18 protein-coding genes are annotated in these 19,351 nt (G+C 39.1%); 14 read left to right on the top strand and 4 right to left on the bottom strand.

Annotation, left to right across the window (positions count from 1 at the left end):
* Positions 1–501 carry a transposase gene (locus R0J88_RS03305; protein ID WP_410899070.1) on the top strand — a complete coding sequence of 167 codons (501 nt, stop codon included), beginning with the start codon at positions 1–3 and terminating at the stop codon, positions 499–501.
* Entirely contained in the window at positions 411–1,343 is a 933-nt protein-coding gene (locus R0J88_RS03300; RefSeq protein WP_410899140.1) for an IS3 family transposase, read from the top strand. The genes R0J88_RS03305 and R0J88_RS03300 overlap by 91 nt, the downstream gene beginning before the upstream one ends.
* Before the next feature lie 57 nt (positions 1,344–1,400).
* Here the strand turns inward: R0J88_RS03300 and R0J88_RS03295 are convergent, their stop codons facing one another.
* On the bottom strand, positions 1,401–1,598 hold the full coding sequence (locus R0J88_RS03295) for a CsbD family protein (protein WP_002958133.1): 198 nt from the start codon (positions 1,596–1,598) through the stop codon (positions 1,401–1,403).
* Between the two features lie 273 nt (positions 1,599–1,871).
* Here R0J88_RS03295 and hrpB point away from each other — a divergent pair, with 273 nt between their 5' ends.
* The 6 genes from hrpB (at position 1,872) to R0J88_RS03265 (ending at position 9,256) form a co-directional block, all read left to right on the top strand.
* Entirely contained in the window at positions 1,872–4,298 is a 2,427-nt protein-coding gene (hrpB, locus tag R0J88_RS03290; protein WP_410899069.1) for an ATP-dependent helicase HrpB, read from the top strand.
* 94 nt (positions 4,299–4,392) lie between these two features.
* On the top strand, positions 4,393–4,857 hold the full coding sequence (locus R0J88_RS03285) for a nuclear transport factor 2 family protein (RefSeq protein WP_410899068.1): 465 nt from the start codon (positions 4,393–4,395) through the stop codon (positions 4,855–4,857).
* A 109-nt stretch (positions 4,858–4,966) separates the two neighbouring features.
* On the top strand, positions 4,967–6,082 hold the full coding sequence (locus tag R0J88_RS03280; protein WP_410899067.1) for an HDOD domain-containing protein: 1,116 nt from the start codon (positions 4,967–4,969) through the stop codon (positions 6,080–6,082).
* A gap of 9 nt (positions 6,083–6,091) precedes the next feature.
* Positions 6,092–6,643, top strand: coding sequence for a heme NO-binding domain-containing protein (locus R0J88_RS03275; protein ID WP_410899066.1), 552 nt, complete (start codon positions 6,092–6,094; stop codon positions 6,641–6,643).
* Positions 6,636–7,607, top strand: a complete 972-nt coding sequence (locus tag R0J88_RS03270) for a sensor histidine kinase (RefSeq protein ID WP_008132344.1) — start codon at positions 6,636–6,638, stop codon at positions 7,605–7,607. The genes R0J88_RS03275 and R0J88_RS03270 overlap by 8 nt, the downstream gene beginning before the upstream one ends.
* A 98-nt stretch (positions 7,608–7,705) precedes the next feature.
* On the top strand, positions 7,706–9,256 hold the full coding sequence (locus R0J88_RS03265; RefSeq protein ID WP_410899065.1) for a diguanylate cyclase domain-containing protein: 1,551 nt from the start codon (positions 7,706–7,708) through the stop codon (positions 9,254–9,256).
* A 62-nt stretch (positions 9,257–9,318) separates the two neighbouring features.
* Here R0J88_RS03265 and R0J88_RS03260 read toward each other — a convergent pair whose 3' ends face one another.
* A complete protein-coding gene (locus R0J88_RS03260; protein WP_006791468.1) occupies positions 9,319–9,534 on the bottom strand; it encodes a hypothetical protein in 216 nt (71 codons plus the stop codon).
* A gap of 167 nt (positions 9,535–9,701) precedes the next feature.
* Between R0J88_RS03260 and R0J88_RS03255 the strand changes: the two genes are divergently transcribed.
* The 4 genes from R0J88_RS03255 to R0J88_RS03240 all read left to right on the top strand — a co-directional run bounded on the left by R0J88_RS03255 (position 9,702) and on the right by R0J88_RS03240 (position 14,944).
* Positions 9,702–11,609 (top strand): DUF1800 family protein, encoded by a 1,908-nt coding sequence (locus R0J88_RS03255; RefSeq protein WP_410899064.1) that lies wholly within the window; start codon positions 9,702–9,704, stop codon positions 11,607–11,609.
* Between the two features lie 10 nt (positions 11,610–11,619).
* Entirely contained in the window at positions 11,620–12,960 is a 1,341-nt protein-coding gene (locus R0J88_RS03250) for a DUF1501 domain-containing protein (RefSeq protein WP_410899063.1), read from the top strand.
* A gap of 88 nt (positions 12,961–13,048) precedes the next feature.
* The gene (locus R0J88_RS03245; RefSeq protein ID WP_410899062.1) at positions 13,049–13,762 is read left to right on the top strand and encodes a DUF1499 domain-containing protein; all 714 of its coding nucleotides are present in this window, start codon (positions 13,049–13,051) and stop codon (positions 13,760–13,762) included.
* Positions 13,763–13,897: 135 nt separating this feature from the next.
* Positions 13,898–14,944: an NAD(P)-dependent alcohol dehydrogenase gene (locus tag R0J88_RS03240; RefSeq protein WP_008132337.1), complete on the top strand. Its 1,047-nt coding sequence runs from the start codon at positions 13,898–13,900 to the stop codon at positions 14,942–14,944.
* Between the two features lie 58 nt (positions 14,945–15,002).
* Here the strand turns inward: R0J88_RS03240 and R0J88_RS03235 are convergent, their stop codons facing one another.
* On the bottom strand, positions 15,003–16,205 hold the full coding sequence (locus R0J88_RS03235) for an MFS transporter (protein ID WP_410899060.1): 1,203 nt from the start codon (positions 16,203–16,205) through the stop codon (positions 15,003–15,005).
* A 298-nt stretch (positions 16,206–16,503) separates the two neighbouring features.
* Positions 16,504–18,420, bottom strand: coding sequence for an alpha/beta hydrolase family protein (locus tag R0J88_RS03230; protein ID WP_410899059.1), 1,917 nt, complete (start codon positions 18,418–18,420; stop codon positions 16,504–16,506).
* Between the two features lie 242 nt (positions 18,421–18,662).
* Here R0J88_RS03230 and R0J88_RS03225 point away from each other — a divergent pair, with 242 nt between their 5' ends.
* Positions 18,663–19,091, top strand: coding sequence for a hypothetical protein (locus R0J88_RS03225; RefSeq protein ID WP_410899058.1), 429 nt, complete (start codon positions 18,663–18,665; stop codon positions 19,089–19,091).
* On the top strand, positions 19,088–19,279 hold the full coding sequence (locus tag R0J88_RS03220) for a helix-turn-helix transcriptional regulator (RefSeq protein ID WP_006791459.1): 192 nt from the start codon (positions 19,088–19,090) through the stop codon (positions 19,277–19,279). Before R0J88_RS03225 ends, R0J88_RS03220 begins: the two co-directional genes overlap by 4 nt.
* Positions 19,280–19,351: the final 72 nt, after the last annotated feature.

Genomic DNA, 19,351 nt, shown 5'->3' with positions numbered 1-19,351 from the left:
ATGTCCAAGCACAAAAGAATATTTAAGTTAAAGCTCGCACAACTTGCTGAGCAGGAAAACTCTGAAGCATTAAGTAGAAAGTACAATATTAGCGCTCGGCTTATTCGTTATTGGTTTCAGGTCTACCTGCTTAATGGGTCAAAGAGTTTTATACATAAACAATTACCTTATTCAGGCGAGTTCAAAATTCATGTGCTCGAGACGATGGAAATTAATGATTGGTCTTTGGGTTATACTAGCGCCTATTTCGACTTATCATCCCCAGGTATTTTATTTCAATGGCAAAAGCTTTATGCTCACGGGGGTATAACCCAACTAAAACCACAGAAAAAAGGTAGGCCTCGCGTGACGAATCATTCTTCAACTCCTAAACCATCAGCAGACATGTCTGAAAAAGAGCTCAGGGAAGAATTGGATTATCTACGTGCAGAGAACGCAGTCTTAAAAAAGTTAGAAGCCTTGGCTCAGGCCAGAAAGAAAAAAGCAAAGACAAAACTATAGTTGTCGAAGAGCTCAAGGCAAAATACAGCTTACAACACTTATTAAAGGTCACAGGGCTTCCCAAGAGTGTGTATTATTACCATCGTAATACACTGGTTCAGCCCTGTTCCAACACTGACTTATGCGAAAGAATACGTGATATCTATCACAAGCACAAAGGACGATACGGCTACCGTAGGGTAACTTGCACGCTAAGAGCAATGGGTTTGATGGTTAATCATAAGCGCGTGCAACGCTTGATGGGCGAACTTGGCTTGAAATCAAAAGTCAGACCTAAACGCTACACCTCTTACAAAGGTGAAGTCGGTAGAATCGCTGAAAATGTTCTCAAGCGTGAATTTACGGCAAAGAAGCCCAATCAAAAATGGGTGACCGATGTCACTGAATTTAAGGTCAATGGAGAAAAGGTATACCTGTCACCGGTAATAGACCTATTTAACCAAGAAGTGGTCAGCTATGAGGTAAGGACATCTGTCACGCTACCACTAGTGACTGACATGCTTAAAGCCGCAACAGCAAAGCTGTTGAAGCATGAGAGACCACTCATCCACTCAGACCAAGGTTGGCAATATCAAAATAAACGATATCAACAACACCTGAAAAAGCATGGGCTAATTCAAAGTATGTCTCGAAAAGGAAACTGCTTAGACAATGCCATTGCAGAAAACTTCTTCGGCATATTAAAAACTGAGATGTATCACAATGAGACGTTCAAGGACGCAAATGAACTCATTGAAAACATCAAAGAATACATCGATTATTACAACAACGAACGCATTAAGCTAAAACTAAAAGGCCTGAGTCCGATACAATATCGAAATCAGGCCTTGGTTGCCGCTTAGAAATGAGTCCAACTTATTGGGGTCACTTCAAATGGCGGTTTTTTTAGAAGTTAGCGATTAGTGAGTTTTTTCAAACTCATCTACTTCACGCTCTGCTTCCTCTTTAGATTTACCGTACTGCTGCTGAATTTTACCCACTAGCTCTGTACGGCTACCTTCAATTTTGTCTAAATCGTCGTCAGTAAGATCGCCCCATTTTTGTTGCGCCTTACCTTTAAGTTCGTTCCAATTACCTTTCATACGATCGCTGTTCATAAGTTTCTCCTTACTTAGATTTATTTAACGTTCACTATAAAAGGAGCAAGGCGTGTACCAATAAGTTAAATTTAAATTTTGTATTTATAATCATACTGTTATGTTTTTATTGAGGCAGTAGTAATTAATATAGCGCGCATGTCCTTAAAAAATGTACAGAGCGGTCTGTAATTATTTCTGATTATGATGCCCTTTATAACCACACAGCTTTAGCGGCGCGTTTATTTTTGGTTTTTGTTACAATGCGTGCAAAGCAATTTTGGGTAAATAGCAGTGCTGCCGGTTCAAAACATATATCAACAACTTCTAACTACATTACAAAGTAACCCTATAACGTTATTACAAGCACCGCCTGGTGCAGGTAAATCAACCTGGTTGCCGCTACAGCTTATGCGCGACGGCCATTTTAAACGTATTGTAATGCTGGAGCCGCGCCGCTTAGCTGCACGCAATATTGCCAATTACTTAGCGCAGTGCCAAAACGAAAATGTTGGGCAAAGCGTTGGCCTTCGTGTACGCGGTGAAAGCAAAGTAAGTAGCAATACGCGCCTTGAAATAGTCACCGAGGGCATGCTTACCCGCATGCTACAAAACGACCCAGAATTAAGCGACATTGATTTACTGATATTTGATGAATTTCATGAACGCTCAATTGCAGCCGACACTTCACTGGCCTTTGCTTTAGAGACCCAAAGTGCGCTGCGCGACGATTTAACCATACTACTTATGTCGGCCACCCTTGATACTGAGCGCTATACGCAGTTTTTTGATTGCCCGGTTATACAATCAAGCGGGCGTAGCTACCCCATAGATGAAGTATATGTACCCATAAAAGATGAAAGCCGCTGGTTAGATGCTATTGCACCTTTAATAAAACAAGCACTAAAAGAGCAAAGCGGCAGTGCGCTGGTGTTTTTACCTGGGCAATTTGAAATATCACGCGTACAACAGGCCCTTAATGATTTGCCAAGTAATTGCCTAGTTGCAACGTTATTTGGTGAGCAAGATAAAGCCAATCAGCAAGCGGCGATTGCTCCTGCGCCTGAGGGGATGCGCAAAATAGTGCTTACCACCAATGTAGCCGAAACCAGTTTAACCATTGAAGGCATTCGTATTGTTATAGATAGCGGTAAACGCCGCGCCGCAATGTTTAACTTAAAAACAGGTGTAACGGAGCTTACAACACAAAGTATATCGCGCTCCTCTGCCGTGCAGCGTGCAGGGCGTGCAGGGCGAATAGAACCAGGTGTGGTGTACAGGCTTGGCTCAAAGCAAACCTTTGAGCGACGTAATAGTCACGATAGCCCCGAAATACTCACCTCAGACATAAGCCAACTTATGCTTGAAGCAAAGCAGTGGGGCGCAAATATTAGCGAACTCACCTTGCTTGATACGCCAACAGCGCAGCAATGCACACAAGCAATGAGCTTACTAACTATGCTTGAAGCCATCGACGGCAAAGGCAAGCTAACCAAGTTGGGCAGCAACATGTTGGGTTTTGGGGCGGATATTCGCTTAGCGCATATGCTTTTAAAAGCGCAGGCGCTTGAGACAGAACTCCCTGGTATTTACCGTTTAGCACTTTATTTAGTGGCGCTGCTTGAGAGCCGAATAAACAGTGCCAACGAGCTAAGCTTGGCGCTACATAGCCAACAGCAAAGGCCACACCCAGTATTTAAACAGCAGTTAAAATACTGGCAAAGCCGTTTAAAAGTAACCGACAGTAACAGTGAGCTAAACACCGAGTATTTAGGTTTGCTGGTGGCATTAGCTTACCCCGATCGCATTGCAAAAAAACGCGGTAATGGCTACTTACTTGCCAATGGTGCGGGCGCTGATTTAAACACCGATTACTGGCATAACGATGACTACCTTGCTATTGCAAGCATGGGCGGCCATAAAGGCGCACGTATTTTTGCAGCCACCGCACTTAGCCCATTTGAGCTACAAGATTACTTACCGCACTTGTTTACTACGCTTACCCGCTGTGAGTTTGATGAAAAAACCGCGCGCTTTATCCATCAAGACGAAGTAAAGCTCGGCGCCATTACGCTTACAAGCCAACCAAGCAAGCAAAAGCTTGATAAAACCGAGCGCACTAAAGCGTGGCTTAATTTATTTACTAAACACGGCTTTGCATTATTTAATGAACAACCCGATGCACAGCAATTATTAATACGCATGAGTTTAGCCAGTCAGTTTATGCCCGATACGTTTCCGGCAATAAGCGAGCAGCAACTTATCAAAACAGCTGATGATTGGTTAGGCGTATATTTACAGGATATAAAAACGCTGGAGCAGCTTAAAAAGTTTAACTACTTTGAAGCACTGCAAAATTGTTTTGACTGGACACAGCAAACAGCCCTAAAAACATTGTTACCGCTTAGGTTAATGGTACCGAGTGGCTCAAATATAAAAATTAATTACCAGCTAGATGGCCCCGCAAAACTTAGCGTGCGCATGCAAGAAGTGTATGGCTTAACAAGTACGCCAATACTTGCAAATGGCAAGCTGCCACTGCTTATGGAATTACTCTCGCCAGGTAAGCGTTCTTTACAACTTACGCAAGATCTAGCGCACTTTTGGGCTAGTAGTTATCGCGATGTTCAAAAAGAAATGAAGGGTCGTTACCCTAAACATTTTTGGCCCGACGATCCAGCCAACAGCGCGGCAACCAATAGAGTAAAAAGCAAAATGTAGGTTTATTAACTTAAAAGTATTTGTTTTTTTTTTGAGCATATGAATATAGTGTACCTATAAATAAATCAATATTTTTAACTACAAGGAAGAAGTGATGAAACGACTTTTTACATTAGCTTTGCTATTAGTGAGTACCTTTTCGGTTAATGCTGAAGAGGCACTGGACTTAAACAAATTTGCACAGCATTACTACAACACAATGACCGCCACGCAAGCGCCTAACGCAAGTGAAAAAGAGCTTGAAGCCTACCTTAGCTTATTAACGGACGATGTTGGCAGTCAGCACATACCGTATCAAATAGATGACTCTCGCACTGCCGAGGGTAAAAAACTAATGCGCAAAGGCATGAGCTTTTACTTAGGCGCGCATACCCACTATGAAAGTGAGCTACTCAATACTTTTATATTTAACGATAGCGGTTTTGCGATTCGTTATAAAAACCACGCTAAAGGCATTCACCCACAAAGTAAGCAGCCAATAGAGTACACATCAGTAATGATGGAAGTAATAGAAGTTGAAAACGGTAAAGTGGCGATGATCCGTAAATATCATGAATAAAACCATGCATTTACTTTTTATTAATTAGCGCCTTTGAAAGTAGGGGTATTGATAAAAATATACTACGCTTTAATTATAAACTAGTACGTTATAGCTTTAGGTGTAGTAGATGCATGATTTAAAAATCAATATTCTTATTATTGATGACGACGAACTGCTGTTACGTGCGTTAATACGCACGCTTAACCGTTTATGCCCCAGTGCTCATGTGTGCACAGTTCAAGTTGCTACTCAATTTGAACAGCAAATAAATAACAACGCCTTACCTGATATTATTTTTTGTGATTCGATGATGCAACTTCCCACGGGGAAAAACGTTTTAGAACAAGCTAAAGAGCTCTGTCCATCTGCGCTAAGGTGTTTATTAACAGGTGATATGAGTGGGAATTACCAGCTACAATTAAATAATGTAATCCATTTTCACCTAGTTAAGCCTTTTGCTCAGTCACATTTAGAGAGCGTAATAAATAGTGCTATTGTTTTAAAAACACTTCCTATTAGCGGTGAGCATCGCATTATTTTAGGGCAACTCTCTGAGCTTCCGTTTTTAGGTGAGGTAACGCAAAACCTACTCAATGAACTTAATAAAAATGAGCCTAATATTTCTATTTTAGAAAAAGATGTTAGGCACGACCCTTTACTGGCTGGTAAGGTTTTACAAATTGCTAATTCGGCTTTTATGGGGTTTGATAGTACTACCTCGAGTGTTAAAGAAGCGATTGTAAGGATTGGCTTAATAAACCTTAGAGCAATCGTGGTTTTTTCAGAGTTATCTCATCAGTTACTTAGTAAAAATAAACAAAAAGCAATTAATCACTTAATAGACAAAGGCTATAAAAAAGCAGAGTTATCGCAATCGTTAGCAAAATATATAAAGCAAGATCGCCAAACTCAATTACTCGCATGTGCTGTAGGGTTATTAAGTGTAATAGGTGAGTTAATTATAACGAGTGATCCTCATGGCGACTTAGATAGTGAAGTTGTACCTAAGTTTGTGTTAAGTGCTTATTTACTGGCACTTTGGGGGTTTGAACAAAAAATAGTCGATGCGCAATTGATTGATGAATTACCCTCAAAAAATAGCATATCATTAACCGTGATTCACATGATTGTTGAACATGTGTTTTGCAATAATGCGTTTAACTTTAATCTTGAAGAGTTTGATTTTATAGATGACTTAGAGCTATTTCCCGACATAGAGCAATGGTGGTTAAGTAATAAATAAGGATAAAACATGAAAGGCATAATTTTTAGAGGCTTAGAGGCACTGGTTATTGAAAAGTGCGGTATGGCGGCATGGGATGAGTTACTTGAAAAAAACGCCCCTGATGGCCGTGTGTATATTTCTGCACAAAGTTACCCAGATGAAGAGGTAATTGGTTTAGCCCAGGATGTAGCGACAGCCCTATCGATGACTATGCCCGAAGTATTAAAAGCATTTGGTGAGTATTTGTTTGGCCACTTAAACAGAAGCCACCCAACGGTTGCGAAAGGCTTTAATAGTTTTGCAGAGTTAATAATGGGGATTGATAAGGTCATTCATGTTGAAGTCGCTAAGCTATACCATGAACCAAACTTACCAGAAATAGAGTCTAAACTGATTGAAGATGGATTTATTTTAATGCATTACCGTTCTAAAAGGCAGTTATGTATGTGCGCAGAAGGGCTTATTTATGGTGCGGCTTCGCATTACGGTATTGATGTTTCTTTAAACCATGTTGAATGTATGCACGACGGCTGCGACAAGTGCGTTATTGAAGTGAAGTATGAGGCTTTAAATGGCTGAAGACGACTATAACTACAAAAAAGCGTATTTGCGTGAAAAAGCGGCAAGAGATCAGTTAGAAGTTTTACTTGAAGATAAAACACGTAAGTTATTTTGCGCTAATCAAGAGTTAAAAGAAAAGCTGAGCATGCTAAAAAGCCAGCAGGTAACCATAATGCAAACCGATAAAATGGCAACACTCGGTACGTTATCGGCAGGCGTAGCACATGAAATAAATAACCCGCTTGCTTATGTAATGAGTAATGTAGAAAGCATTAAGTACTTTAAACCAACACTTCATTCATTAATGCAGATATCTAAGCAGTTTATAGATAAGTCTATCTCGGCTTCGGAGCTTGAAGCACAATTGGTAAAGCTCGACCAAGAAACGAATATAGATTTTATTTTAGAAGATTTAGATGAACTGCTCGGCGACACTCATGAGGGACTTCAACGTATCGCTGCCATAGTAAATAATTTGCTTAACTTTGCCAGACCGAAAAATAACTTATTGGCTATGGCTGATATTACTGAGTCATTAAATGGTGCCATTAAGTTACTCGCCAATCAGCTAAAAAGTTGTCAGGTGGAATGTGATTATGAAGAGCTGCCATTGAGTTATTGTAATTTATCGGCAATTAACCAAGTGTTTGTTAATATACTGCTAAATGCAAAATATGCGTGTGATTTAGTTGATGGCAAGCAAGGTAAAATAGTCATCAAGTTATTTTCAGACGAAAAAAATATTTATATTGAAATTGCAGATAATGGCTGTGGAATGGACGAGCAAACTAAAAGCCATATTTTTGAACCATTCTATACAACAAAACCAGTAGGGAAGGGAACGGGGATGGGAATGGCCATCGTTTATAACGTGCTAAAAGAGCATAATGGTTCAATTGAGGTAGAAAGTGAGCTTGGCGAAGGTACGCTAATGCGCTGTACTATGCCAATAACATTAATGCCGGAATCATCATTAAACTAGTTATATTGGCGCAGAATAAACCCAAGCACACTTAAAAAACTATAGATAAGCGCTATTTATAAAATGAATTAAGCTACTTCACACCCTAGGGCCTAATAATGACATTAAGATTTTTTGTAATAATAGGTACTTTAATTTTAATGTGCTTTGTAACTAGTTTATTGGTTAGCTATCGATACTTTTTTACGTTACCAACTATAAATGAAAACATTAAAGACTACCAAAATAGAGAGCTATTGAGCCTAGAAATTGCATTAAACAGAGAGTTTGTTTTCTTAAAAACCCTAAATTACGATTATGCGGTGTGGGATGACTCTTACGATTTCATGACGAGCTTTGATAAAGACTATATTGAGTCAAATTATGTGGACGATACCTTTAAATCACTCAAAATAGATGGTGTATTTATTTACGACATGAACTTTAAACAAGTTTATGGGCATACTTTTGATTACATTCAGGAGGAATCCTTTGAGCTGCCAGAATTTGATCTAAATACTCATTTACCTACCCGTACTATCCTACCTTATAAAAAAAATACGTCAGAACGCTTCGGTTTTTTAAGAACAGAGCATGGTCCTGTTATGTTTGCATCGCACGTAATTCAACGAACAAATAAAACAGGAGAGCCTGTTGGTAGTATTGTTTTTATTAAAAAAGTAAGGAAATCACAAGTTGCTATGATGGCAGAAGTGGCGCAAGTAAAACTTAGCTACTCAATAATAAATGACGATAGCGCAACACAAAATTTACTTGTTTTAAATGGTGGAATCCAAAATGAGGGAATAGCCACTGAGCGACAAAGAATATTGCTAGACATAAATGGTAACCCATTACTGACAATGAATATTGAGCATCACCATCAAAGGTTGCCTGTGTTATTTGACTTGTATTTAATTATTATTTTAATAATGTTTTTTGTAGCCTCTTTAATAGGTTTTTTTGTTGTTAATCGTTTTTTTATTACACCATTAATTAATGGTGCATCGGCAATCAATTTAATGTTACTTAAAAATGACCTTCAACCGCTTCATTTTAAAAATCAGTTTTTAGAAATGCGTGTACTTATAAATGGTTTTAATTCCTTAATAAAAGAGGTCAAAAAACAAAACGAACAACTTGAAAAAATAAGTAAAATAGACGAGTTAACGCAAATTTATAACCGACGTGCCTTTGAAGAAATTTACACATTACAGTGGCATGATGCCCACAATCAAAAAACAACGTTGGGATTAATGCTAATTGATGTTGATTACTTTAAGTTGTACAACGACTTTTATGGTCATCAAGAAGGAGATTGTGCCTTACAAGCACTATGTGGTGTTTTAAAAGAAACTGCCCAATCAAATAATGGTATAGCAGCACGTTATGGAGGTGAGGAATTTATAATGCTGTTTAACCAGCTTTCGTTTGAGCAATTTGAACTAATATCTCAACAATTACGAAAAAATGTAAATGCGCTTAAATTACCTCACAAAGGCTCTAAAGTAAGTGATGTTTTAACTATAAGTGTAGGCTGTGCTTTTGCAACGGCAAAGGCTATGGATAATGAAAGCATCACAGCCAAATCATTAATTAAAGATGCAGACGTTATGCTGTACGAGGCAAAAAACACCGGAAGAGACAGAGCCTTAATTAAATCAATATAATTAAACCAGCATCGCGAATTGTTACTATTAATGCTAAAAAGTTTAATACATATTACGTTGCACTAAACTTCTTTTCCTCCATGTTGCTCGGCTAAATCATCAAGCTCGGCAATGGTATAATCGAAGCCTGTTTCGTCGTAATCGTAGCTTACTTTTACGCTATCCCCTCCATTAAAAAGACGTGTTTTAACATCGTTCACTGGCCAGTTTTTTAACTCATGTAAAAAACGGTTGGCCACTTGCGATGATTCAAAACGATAACTAATTTCTGTTTTCATGTATGAGTCTCTGGCTGTTTAACCCCCGTAGTTTGTGCAATTTTGAACGTTAGTCAAGTTTCGATTACAAAAAATAAAAGGAAAAAATGTAAATTTTGTGTTTCAATTAATGCATTAAACTAAGTAGGCAATTGCTTACTTAAACCAAAATATCATGGCGATTTAACATGCATTATAAATTAGTTTTGATAGTAAGTTCAGTCTTTTTTCTTAGTGCCTGCGGTGGTTCTGGCTCAGATGATACCCCAACCGTTAATGGTAACAAACTTCCTTCTTTAACCCTGTCGGGCTTACCCAGTGATATCACAAAAAGCCAAACTATTGAGCTAAAAGCAACAGCCAGCGATGCTGACGGCAGCATCGCAAGTGTAATTTGGAAACAAACTTCGGGGCCTACGGTGTTAAGTGAGTCAGTAAACGCAAGCTCAGTTAGCGTTAAATTGGCTGATGCACTAACTTACACGCCTTCAGAGTATGCGTTTAATGTTACCGCGACCGATAACGAAGGGGCCACTACCGTTAAAACGGTCAATTTTTTTGCCCGCAATAGCATGGATGCATTTTCTGCAGCTCGGTTGTTGCATCAAGGAAGCATGGGGCCAACGCTTGTAGAAATACAAAACGCGCAAGGTCAAAGTGAGCTGCAATGGCTTGATGCCCAACTGGCATTGCCCATTAACTATCATCGTGACTATATGGTGTTTACTAATGACGATGAAGATTTTAGGTATATAAGCCGAATAGACGCGTGGTGGAAAGCCGTAATGCAAAGCGACGATCAACTACGCCAGCGCGTGGCCTTTGCGCTGAGTGAAATACTTGTAGTGTCTGATCTCAATAACGATTTACGCTCTCAGCCTGAGGGCATGGTGACCTATTACGATTTACTGCTAACGCATGCATTTGGTAATTTTCGTGATTTACTTGAGGCGGTAACTTTATCGCCAATCATGGGCACTTATCTTAGCCATTTGGGTAACGAAAAGGCCGATGATGCACTTAATATTCGCCCCGATGAAAACTATGCCCGTGAGGTTATGCAGTTATTTACTATCGGGCTTGATGAGCTAAACCAAGACGGTACCGCTAAATTAGACGCTAACGGTAATACTATTGCAACGTATGGCCAAGCAGAAATAGAAGGGTTTGCTCGTGTATTTACAGGGTGGACATTTGCAGGCAGTGAAACATTTAAGCGCAAAAGTCGCGACTATGTTGCGCCCATGCAAGCATTTGAAGAGTACCATTCACAAAAGCAAAAAATGTTATTAAACGGCGACATTATTCCCCAAGGGTATGGTGCGCAAGAGTCGTTACAACTAGCGCTTGATAATTTATTTAACCATCAAAATGTAGCGCCTTTTATCTGTAAGCAGTTAATACAACGACTAATTACATCAAACCCTACGCCGCAATATGTAGAGCGAATTGCCAGTGTATTTAATGATAATGGCGAAGGCGTTCGAGGTGATCTAGCAGCAGTAGTAAAAGCTATATATTTAGATGATGAAGCTCGTCATTATGGCAGTGTATTAAGCTACCAAGGTAAAATAAAAGAACCGCTTCTTAAAACAGTCCAATTTTGGCGAAACCTAAACGCAAGGTCACCCGAAGGTTATTACAAAACATGGAATTTAGTTGACCGATATGGGCAAGGGCCTATGCAGTCGAGTTCGGTGTTTAACTTTTTTAGACCTGACTACCAGCCTGCTCAGTTGCGAACAAATTCATTAGTGGCTCCTGAGCTACAAATAGCCGGCGATGCAACGATTATAGGCACCATGAATGAACACTTTGCCGATTTAGTGTGGAGTACTGCAGAGGCGCACACCGATTTAAATCCAAGCGGTATTTATGTTTACATCATTAACGATATGAATACCTTGCAAAACAATGGGATTAACTACTTACTCGATCAATACAACGTACTGTATTTTGCAGGTTCTATGAGTAGTGATACACGCCAAGCATTATTAGATTTAGATGCTTATTTTGATGACGATCAATATCGCGAACGGGTATCGTATTTACTTTATATGATTGCTATTTCACCTGAATTTAATTTGCAGTATTAGGAGAGACATAATGAGCATTAATAGAAGGCAATTTTTGTCGTTATGTTTAAAAGGCGGTGTATCGGCAGCCGCACTGACTAGTTTGCAACTACAAGCGCTTACAGGCTCTGTTAATGCAGTTGAACTAGGCGACTACAAAGCACTAGTATGCATTTTTTTATACGGCGGTAACGATTCACTCAACATGTTGGTACCCCTTGAAGGTGAGCAGCGTAGTTTGTACGAACAAAGCCGACAAAATTTAGCGGTTGCATCGCCAATTACTTTAAATACTGCAACCCAGTTTGCAGGTGGTGTAGGGTTGCATCCATCATTGTCGCCTATTCAACGTGTTTTTAATGAATCTAATTTAGCGTTTGTTGGTGGGGTGGGTACCTTGCTTGCGCCAACAACTTATAACGATTACAAAAATAATGCAGTGGCATTACCTAAGCACTTATTTTCTCATAATGATCAGCAAGCATCTTGGATGTATGGCCGTGAAAAACAGTCGCTGAACAGTGGTTGGGGAGCACGTTTGTTAGAGCGCTTAAATCAGCAGGATCAGTTTGCTGCCAATGTGTCGTTAGATGGAACTAATCTGTGGCAAACAGGCAGCCAAACAAAAGCGTTTGCACTAAATAAAAGTGGGATTAGTCGTATAAATGCATTTGGCGGTTATCAACCACGCACAGACCACGTAACTAACATTATGAATCGTATAATGGGCAATACTCATCATCCGCTTAGTGATGCTTATGCAAAAAGCTTTAATTCGGCTATTAACAATACTCAAACTATGAACAATGCGTTAGAGACTGCCCCAGAGCTGATAACACCATTCAGCGATTCTAGTGTTTCTCAGCAATTGGCCGCAGTGGCAAAAGCAATTAGTGTGCAGTCTACTTTAGCAACACAGCGCCAAGTGTTTTTTGTTTCAATGGGCGGGTTTGACACCCACGACAACCAATTAGAAACCCACCCGCTTTTGTTAAATTCATTAGCGCAAAGCTTGAGCGAGTTTAATAGCGCAATGCAAGAGCTAAATATGGCAGACAAAGTAACGACCTTTACGATGTCGGACTTTGGTAGAACGCTGACCTCAAATGGTGATGGCACCGATCATGGTTGGGCTGGCAATCAACTAGTAATGGGAGGAGCGGTTAAAGGAGGCGATATTTATGGTGAATTTTTAACGCAGCATTTAGACGGCCCGCAAGACGTTGGCAGTGGCAGGCTCATCCCAAGCGTGGCAAATGAGCAATACTTTGCCTCATTGGCGCAATGGTTTGGCGTTCCATCATCTGAATTGAGCGATATTTTTCCTAATCTTACTAACTTTGATCGCACAACATTGGACTTTTTTATGTAATTAGTTGCTAATGGTAAACCAAAATCAAGCACGTGCAGTATAAGTGCTGTTTACAAAATAACAATTACACACAAAATGGAGCACAAGAATGAAGATTTTAGTCAGCTTGGTGAGTTTAATCGCCTTTTTACTGGTTGTATTACCTGGCCCTTTATACAAGTATGGCGTGGTTGATTTAGGCCTTGCTTTTACAGGTTTTAGATACGGCGTGTATGTGGGTGGTGCAGCACTTGTTTTACTACTAGTGCAGTTAATATTTATGCGTAAAACCGCTTCATTTGGTAGTGCTATCGTTGCTGTAGTATTTTCTGTGGTTGCTATTGCTATGCCGCTTAACATGATGAATAAAGCCAAAAATGTGCCGCCAATTCATGATATTTCAACCGACTTAGTTAACCCGCCTAAATTTGTTGCTATTGCACCACTTCGCGCTGACGCACCAAACCCAGTTGAATACGCAGGGGAAGAAACCGCGGTACAACAACGTAAAGCTTACCCTGAACTAACAACCCTTAACTTTGCACAGTCGCAAAGTGATGTAATTGCAGCAACCGAGCAAGCAATTAAAAATTTAGGCTGGGAATTGGTAAGCGCTAATAAATCACTTGGTTTAATAGAAGCAACAGACACCACAACGTGGTTTGGTTTTAAAGACGATATTGTTGTTCGTATTGTTGATGAAGGTACTGAGCGCTTTGTTGATATAAGAAGTAAATCACGTGTTGGTCGCAGCGATTTAGGTAAAAATGCCGAGCGTATTAATACTTTAATTGACGAAATTAACGCAGAGCTTACTAAGTAACACTGCCTTAAATAGTAGTATGTGATTGAGCCCAAATAATATTTGGGCTTTTTTGTGGCTGCTTTTCAGTTTGTATTCACTCCTCAAAGTACATACTCAATGCGTTTTAAATTTTTAAACAACTATGGAGTTATGATGAAAACAGTAGGATATGCAGCAAAAAGCCAAGGGTCTGAGCTTACAGAGTTTGAGTTTGAACGCCGCGATTTACGAAATAACGATGTAGAAATTGAAATTTTATACTGCGGTGTTTGCCATTCAGATTTACACGCCGTTAGAAACGATTGGGGCGGTGTAAAATACCCACTCGTGCCAGGCCATGAAATTGTTGGCAAAGTTAAGTCGGTTGGTAGCGATGTTAAAAAATACAAACAAGGTGATACCGTTGGCGTAGGCTGTATGGTTGATTCGTGTAAAAGCTGCGATCAGTGCGACAATAATGAAGAGCAATTTTGCCGTGAGGGCATGGTTGGCACTTATGCTGGTAAAGACAGAGAAACCGGAGAAATGACCCAAGGCGGGTATTCTAAGCATGTTGTAGTTCGTGAAGAGTTTGTACTTTCAATACCACAGAATTTAGATCTCTCACGCGTAGCACCGTTGTTATGTGCAGGTATTACTACGTATTCTCCACTACATAAATGGGGCGTTAAAAAAGGCAGCCGTGTTGCAGTTGTAGGCCTGGGTGGCTTAGGTCATATGGCGGTAAAAAATGCCGTAGCAATGGGTGCTGAGGTAACTGTTGTTGGCCGAAGCGAATCTAAAAAAGAAGATGCTGTTAAACTTGGTGCCCAACATTACTTGGTTTCAACAAATGATGACGAAATGAAAGAGTCGCAGTCAGCATTTGATGTGATCATTGATACAGTGCCTGTTAAGCACGACCTATCAATTTATACACCGCTATTAGACATAGATGGAGCATTAATTATTGTTGGTCAAGTGGGGCCTGTTGAAGAGTTAAATACAGTGCCATTATTAATGGGACGACGTCAGGTTGCAGGTTCACTTATAGGTGGTATAGCAGAAACTCAGCAAATGCTCGATTTTTGTGGTGAAAACAATGTATTGCCTGAGTGTGAAATGATTAACATTGACGAAATTAACACCGCATACGAACGTATGGAAAATTCAGATGTACGTTATCGTTTTGTCATTGATATGGCGTCGTTAGATTCGTAAAAATTTATTGATATGAAAGTAAAAGAGCGGCTTATCAGTCGCTCTTTTTGTGTTGTGATTAATTAACTGTGTTTAAATTGGGTGACTTATTAAGTTGTAAATAGCTCAGCAACCACATTCCTAAGCCACCTAAAAATAATACCGCAGCGACATAGCCAGTTTGATTTGGCGCAGCCCCTTTGGCAATCGCGATTCCACCTACCCACGGGCCAATTGCGTTTGCTGTATTAAATGCACATTGAACTAATGCGCCTATCATCGCATGACCTTCAGGTGCTACATCCATTAGTAGGCTTTGAATTAATGTCGCTAAACCGACACTACAACCGATGAAAAAAATAACCGCATAAAGCACCCAAATACTATAACTTGCCGTAACATAAGCAAATGCAAAAATAATGGTGCATACAAGCGCAAAGCCAGTCGTTTTTATTGCCGACTTGTCTGCAGCTTTTCCTAAAACGTAATTACCCAGTGTACAGCCAATGCCAAACATTACCATTGCCACTGAGATAGTATAAGGCGCTGTATTTGTTACATCTAAAATGGTGTCAGCAATGTAGGTATAAATACAAAAAACACCACCAAAGCCAATAATAACAATGCCTAAAATTGACCATACGAGCTTGTTTTTGAGCACACCAAACTCGTTTAATAAGTTAGAGGGTTTAGCGTTGTCTATGTTGGGCACGACTTTATAAACTAAAATAAATGCAACAAAAGCAATCGCTGCAGCACCAGCTAAACAGTAACGCCAACTTAAATTTTGGCCTACCAATGTTACAACGGGCACACCAACAATAGTTGCAATGGTCAATCCCATAAATACTTTTGACATAAAGCTGGCTCGTTTACCTTGTGGCGCAATATCAGATGCAAGCAAAATGGCAGCACCAAAATAAGCGCCATGAGGCAATCCACTCAAAAACCTAAATATGATTAACTGCTCTAACGACGTAGCCAATGCACTAAGCCCATTTGATACACACATTAAACTTAAAAAAATCAGCAGTGCTTTTCGTTTTCGCATATTAGCCGTTGTAAGCATTAACACAGGTGCACCAACCACTACGCCTATAGCATACGCGCTTATAGCATAACCACTTTGAGAAGGTGTAGTACTAAATGTTTCGCTTATAAGGGGCAACATTGGCATCATCGAAAATTCAGATAAACCTAAAATAAAGGTGCCTAACGCCAGCACAATTAAAATAGCCGTTTTATTTAGCTGATTGGGTATAGATGTAACATCAGGTTTCATAAACCCCCTTTGAATTAGATGTTTAAATATAAAAAAGTAACGCCAGAGCAAAAAAGCACTATGGGTTATAAATGCAAAAATTTATGAAATGAATATAGAAAAACTTGAGGCAATTAGTTTAAGTGAAGCGGTAGGCTAAGTCATTAGATAGAGTTAAATAAATACGATTTATATTATTTAATGCTTGTGGGCATAGCTGTTGGATGCAATTAAAAACAGTGGAAGCTACGTAAAATTGTTTTTTTAGTGGTGCGGATATAAGTGCCAGCGTTTATGCTGGCACAATTTTATTAGCGTATTATTTTAGGCTTTCTGCAAAAAACTCAGCCATTTTTGTGTAGAAATCAGTGATGTTTTTAGGTTGATGAAATCCATGTCCTTCATCTCTAACCATTGACTCATATGGATAGCCTATTTTATCAAGCGCTGATGTTAATGCTTCATATTGTTCCATAGGAACCCTTACATCGTCCTCGCCATGGGCAATAAACAGCTTGGCTTTAATTTTATCAACATTAAATGAAGGAGAGCGAGCTTGCATATCTTCCATGTCGGTACCATGAACCATGTCTAAATACTTTCGACCTGACTCTCTGGTGGGGATATCGCCGCTTTCTTTCATTTCTGGAATTGAATATACACCCACATAACCAATTGCACACTTATAAAGGTCTGGCTCTCTAATAACGCCCATTAACGTAGTGTAACCACCGTAGCTACCACCATAGATACATATTTTATCTTTATCTATTATCCCTTCATTAATAGCCCAGTAAGTGGCATCGGTGACGTCGTCTTGCATTTCGCGTCCCCATTTTTTATAACCACTTTCCTGAAATTCGCTGCCATAGCCACCAGACCCTCTAAAGTTTACTTGAAGCACAGCGTAACCTAATGAAGCCATGTACTGAGTTTCAGGGTTGTATTGCCAGAAATCTCTAGGTCCATGTGGGCCGCCATGCAAGTAAACAATTGCAGGTAAGTTTTTATCAGCAGCTCCTTTTGGTATGGTTAAATAGCCGTTTAATTCAACGCCATCTCTTGCTTTTATTTTAAAAGGTTCAGTCATAGAGAGGCTTTTTTTATCTATCTGAGGAGCACTTGAGGCAATAAAAGTCGCTTTTTTATTTTTAGTATCGTACAAGTAAAAAGTAGTTGGCGAATTGTCTGCTTCTACAGAAAAGACAGAGAGACCTTTTTCTTTAGAGTGGCTTGTAAATTGTAATCGGTAATTTTTAAAAGTATCACTTAGCTCTTTAAATATCGCATTTTCACCCTTTGCATCAAAGTATTGATATTGAGGGTAATCAGGGTCAAACGTAGCCCCTATAACATCTCTGTTAGGGCCAAATATTGGCGTTGTAATATTAACACTGTCATTTGCCGCTAAAAGTGTAAGTTCTTCATTTTCAAAGTTAAGGCTGTAAATAGCAGTAGTTTTTCTGCCCGAGTCACTCATTAAGAAGGCCTCGTTACCCTCTAGGTTCATACCTAAAAAACCTAGCGCATCTCCTTTTTCGTAGCTTAGTTTAGCAAGATTTAAAGACTGCCAATCGCTGTTCACTTTTTTCTTAAAATAAACACTTAAATCGCCTTTGCCAAGCTCTTGCTCTTCATCTTCTTCATAATGAAATGCCAATCTAGGGTTACCCGAAATATCGGTAGTTATACCAAATACGTCGTCTTTGGGTTGGCCGCCTACATAATCCATTTTCCCGTTATAAATATTTAATTTATGAACATTAACGGCAAAGTCATCATTAAAGTGACCTTTGGCGACTAGAATGTTTTCTTTATCATTTGGAAGGGTGCTAATGACTTCTAAAACTGACGTGTTTGAGAATAGAATTTCACGTCTTTTTGAACCATCGTAATTAGCAACAACATAATATGGGCGTCCGCCTTTGGTATCTAAAAAGCCAACTGTTTTAGCTACTGACATCATAAATCTTTCGTCATTTAACCAGGTAACATTACGTATTTTTTGATTTTCACCAAATGCAAATGCGGCTGTTGTTTTCCCTGATTCCCTTTCAAGAATAACCAGCTTTACTTCAGTATCTTCTCTGTAAGTGATTGAATAATATTTACCACTAGGTGAGATTTTAACCTGAACGTATCCGCTTTTATCAAAAAAATCTTCTAACGTATTTTTACTATATGAGTTAAAGCTTAATAACAATAAGCATAAAACTATAAGCCTTGTAATTAACATTTTATATCCTTAATTTTTTAGAGTATTTATTAAATATCATGGCTATTTGTTACTTAATATTTAATAACGTAATTCTATTGTTATTTTTATCTTTTTAGAAGTGCTGCTGGATACATTTTACTGGAGATTTGTAACACATTGTAATGTCAATAAAGCCAATCTTTATGTAAAGCTTATTTGACTTGCGGTTGTTTTTGTACAAGTATAGTAAAGTACACTTTACTTTTTGAGAGGGTTAAAAAATGCAAACACAATTAACGTTAAAGCAGCGTCAAAAAATAAACACGACTAATTTAGCTAAGTGGACGCTTATTTGGTTACTATCGCTAGCCATTTGTTCGTTTGGTCCGGTTTTAATTTGGGATCATAATAACGCAATGAGTGGCTTTTTTATTGTCGTAAATGTTGTTGTGGGCATTGCAATGATCATAGCTAATAAACGCAACTTACAGGGGCTTGATGAGTTACAGCAAAAAATACATTTAAGTGCAATGGGTTTTACGCTTGGGGCGGTTGTGGTTGGCGGGCTTGCATATAGTAATTTGCAGCTAAGTGGGATTATCGACGTGCGGGCTGACATACCTGACTTGATGTTTTTAATGGGCTCAGTATATTTAATTAGCATCTATATACTTAACAAACGCTATAGCTGTGATGAGGGCGAAGAATGAAAAACCGCTTAAAAGTACTCAGGGCTGAGCAAAATCTAACACAAGCTAAACTAGCCGAATTATTAGATGTATCGCGCCAAACCATTAATGCAATTGAAAAAGGTAAGTTTGATCCCAGTTTACCGCTGGCGTTTAAAGCAGCGCGGTTATTTGAATTAAAAATAGAAGATATTTTTGATGATGAATAACGCCGTCGTATTTAAAATAAAATGAGTAAAGTGCGACAATTTGTCGCGCTTTTAATATGGCTACACGAATTA

The organism is Pseudoalteromonas sp. SIMBA_162, assembly GCF_046535955.1.
Lineage (GTDB): Bacteria > Pseudomonadota > Gammaproteobacteria > Enterobacterales > Alteromonadaceae > Pseudoalteromonas > Pseudoalteromonas marina.
Note: the sequence above shows the minus strand (reverse complement) of the source record. Positions and strands in the feature narration are given on the sequence as shown.

Excerpts from the sequence above, each read along its gene's own strand:
- R0J88_RS03255 (WP_410899064.1), top strand. The coding sequence starts at position 9,702 with ATGCATTATAAATTAGTTTTGATAGTAAGTTCAGTCTTTTTTCTTAGT.
- R0J88_RS03220 (WP_006791459.1), top strand. The coding sequence starts at position 19,088 with ATGAAAAACCGCTTAAAAGTACTCAGGGCTGAGCAAAATCTAACACAA.
- R0J88_RS03265 (WP_410899065.1), top strand. The coding sequence starts at position 7,706 with ATGACATTAAGATTTTTTGTAATAATAGGTACTTTAATTTTAATGTGC.
- R0J88_RS03295 (WP_002958133.1), bottom strand. The coding sequence starts at position 1,598 with ATGAACAGCGATCGTATGAAAGGTAATTGGAACGAACTTAAAGGTAAG.
- R0J88_RS03230 (WP_410899059.1), bottom strand. The coding sequence starts at position 18,420 with ATGTTAATTACAAGGCTTATAGTTTTATGCTTATTGTTATTAAGCTTT.
- R0J88_RS03275 (WP_410899066.1), top strand. The coding sequence starts at position 6,092 with ATGAAAGGCATAATTTTTAGAGGCTTAGAGGCACTGGTTATTGAAAAG.
- R0J88_RS03280 (WP_410899067.1), top strand. The coding sequence starts at position 4,967 with ATGCATGATTTAAAAATCAATATTCTTATTATTGATGACGACGAACTG.
- R0J88_RS03225 (WP_410899058.1), top strand. The coding sequence starts at position 18,663 with ATGCAAACACAATTAACGTTAAAGCAGCGTCAAAAAATAAACACGACT.
- R0J88_RS03270 (WP_008132344.1), top strand. The coding sequence starts at position 6,636 with ATGGCTGAAGACGACTATAACTACAAAAAAGCGTATTTGCGTGAAAAA.
- R0J88_RS03260 (WP_006791468.1), bottom strand. The coding sequence starts at position 9,534 with ATGAAAACAGAAATTAGTTATCGTTTTGAATCATCGCAAGTGGCCAAC.
- R0J88_RS03250 (WP_410899063.1), top strand. The coding sequence starts at position 11,620 with ATGAGCATTAATAGAAGGCAATTTTTGTCGTTATGTTTAAAAGGCGGT.
- R0J88_RS03305 (WP_410899070.1), top strand. The coding sequence starts at position 1 with ATGTCCAAGCACAAAAGAATATTTAAGTTAAAGCTCGCACAACTTGCT.
- R0J88_RS03285 (WP_410899068.1), top strand. The coding sequence starts at position 4,393 with ATGAAACGACTTTTTACATTAGCTTTGCTATTAGTGAGTACCTTTTCG.
- R0J88_RS03245 (WP_410899062.1), top strand. The coding sequence starts at position 13,049 with ATGAAGATTTTAGTCAGCTTGGTGAGTTTAATCGCCTTTTTACTGGTT.
- R0J88_RS03240 (WP_008132337.1), top strand. The coding sequence starts at position 13,898 with ATGAAAACAGTAGGATATGCAGCAAAAAGCCAAGGGTCTGAGCTTACA.
- R0J88_RS03235 (WP_410899060.1), bottom strand. The coding sequence starts at position 16,205 with ATGAAACCTGATGTTACATCTATACCCAATCAGCTAAATAAAACGGCT.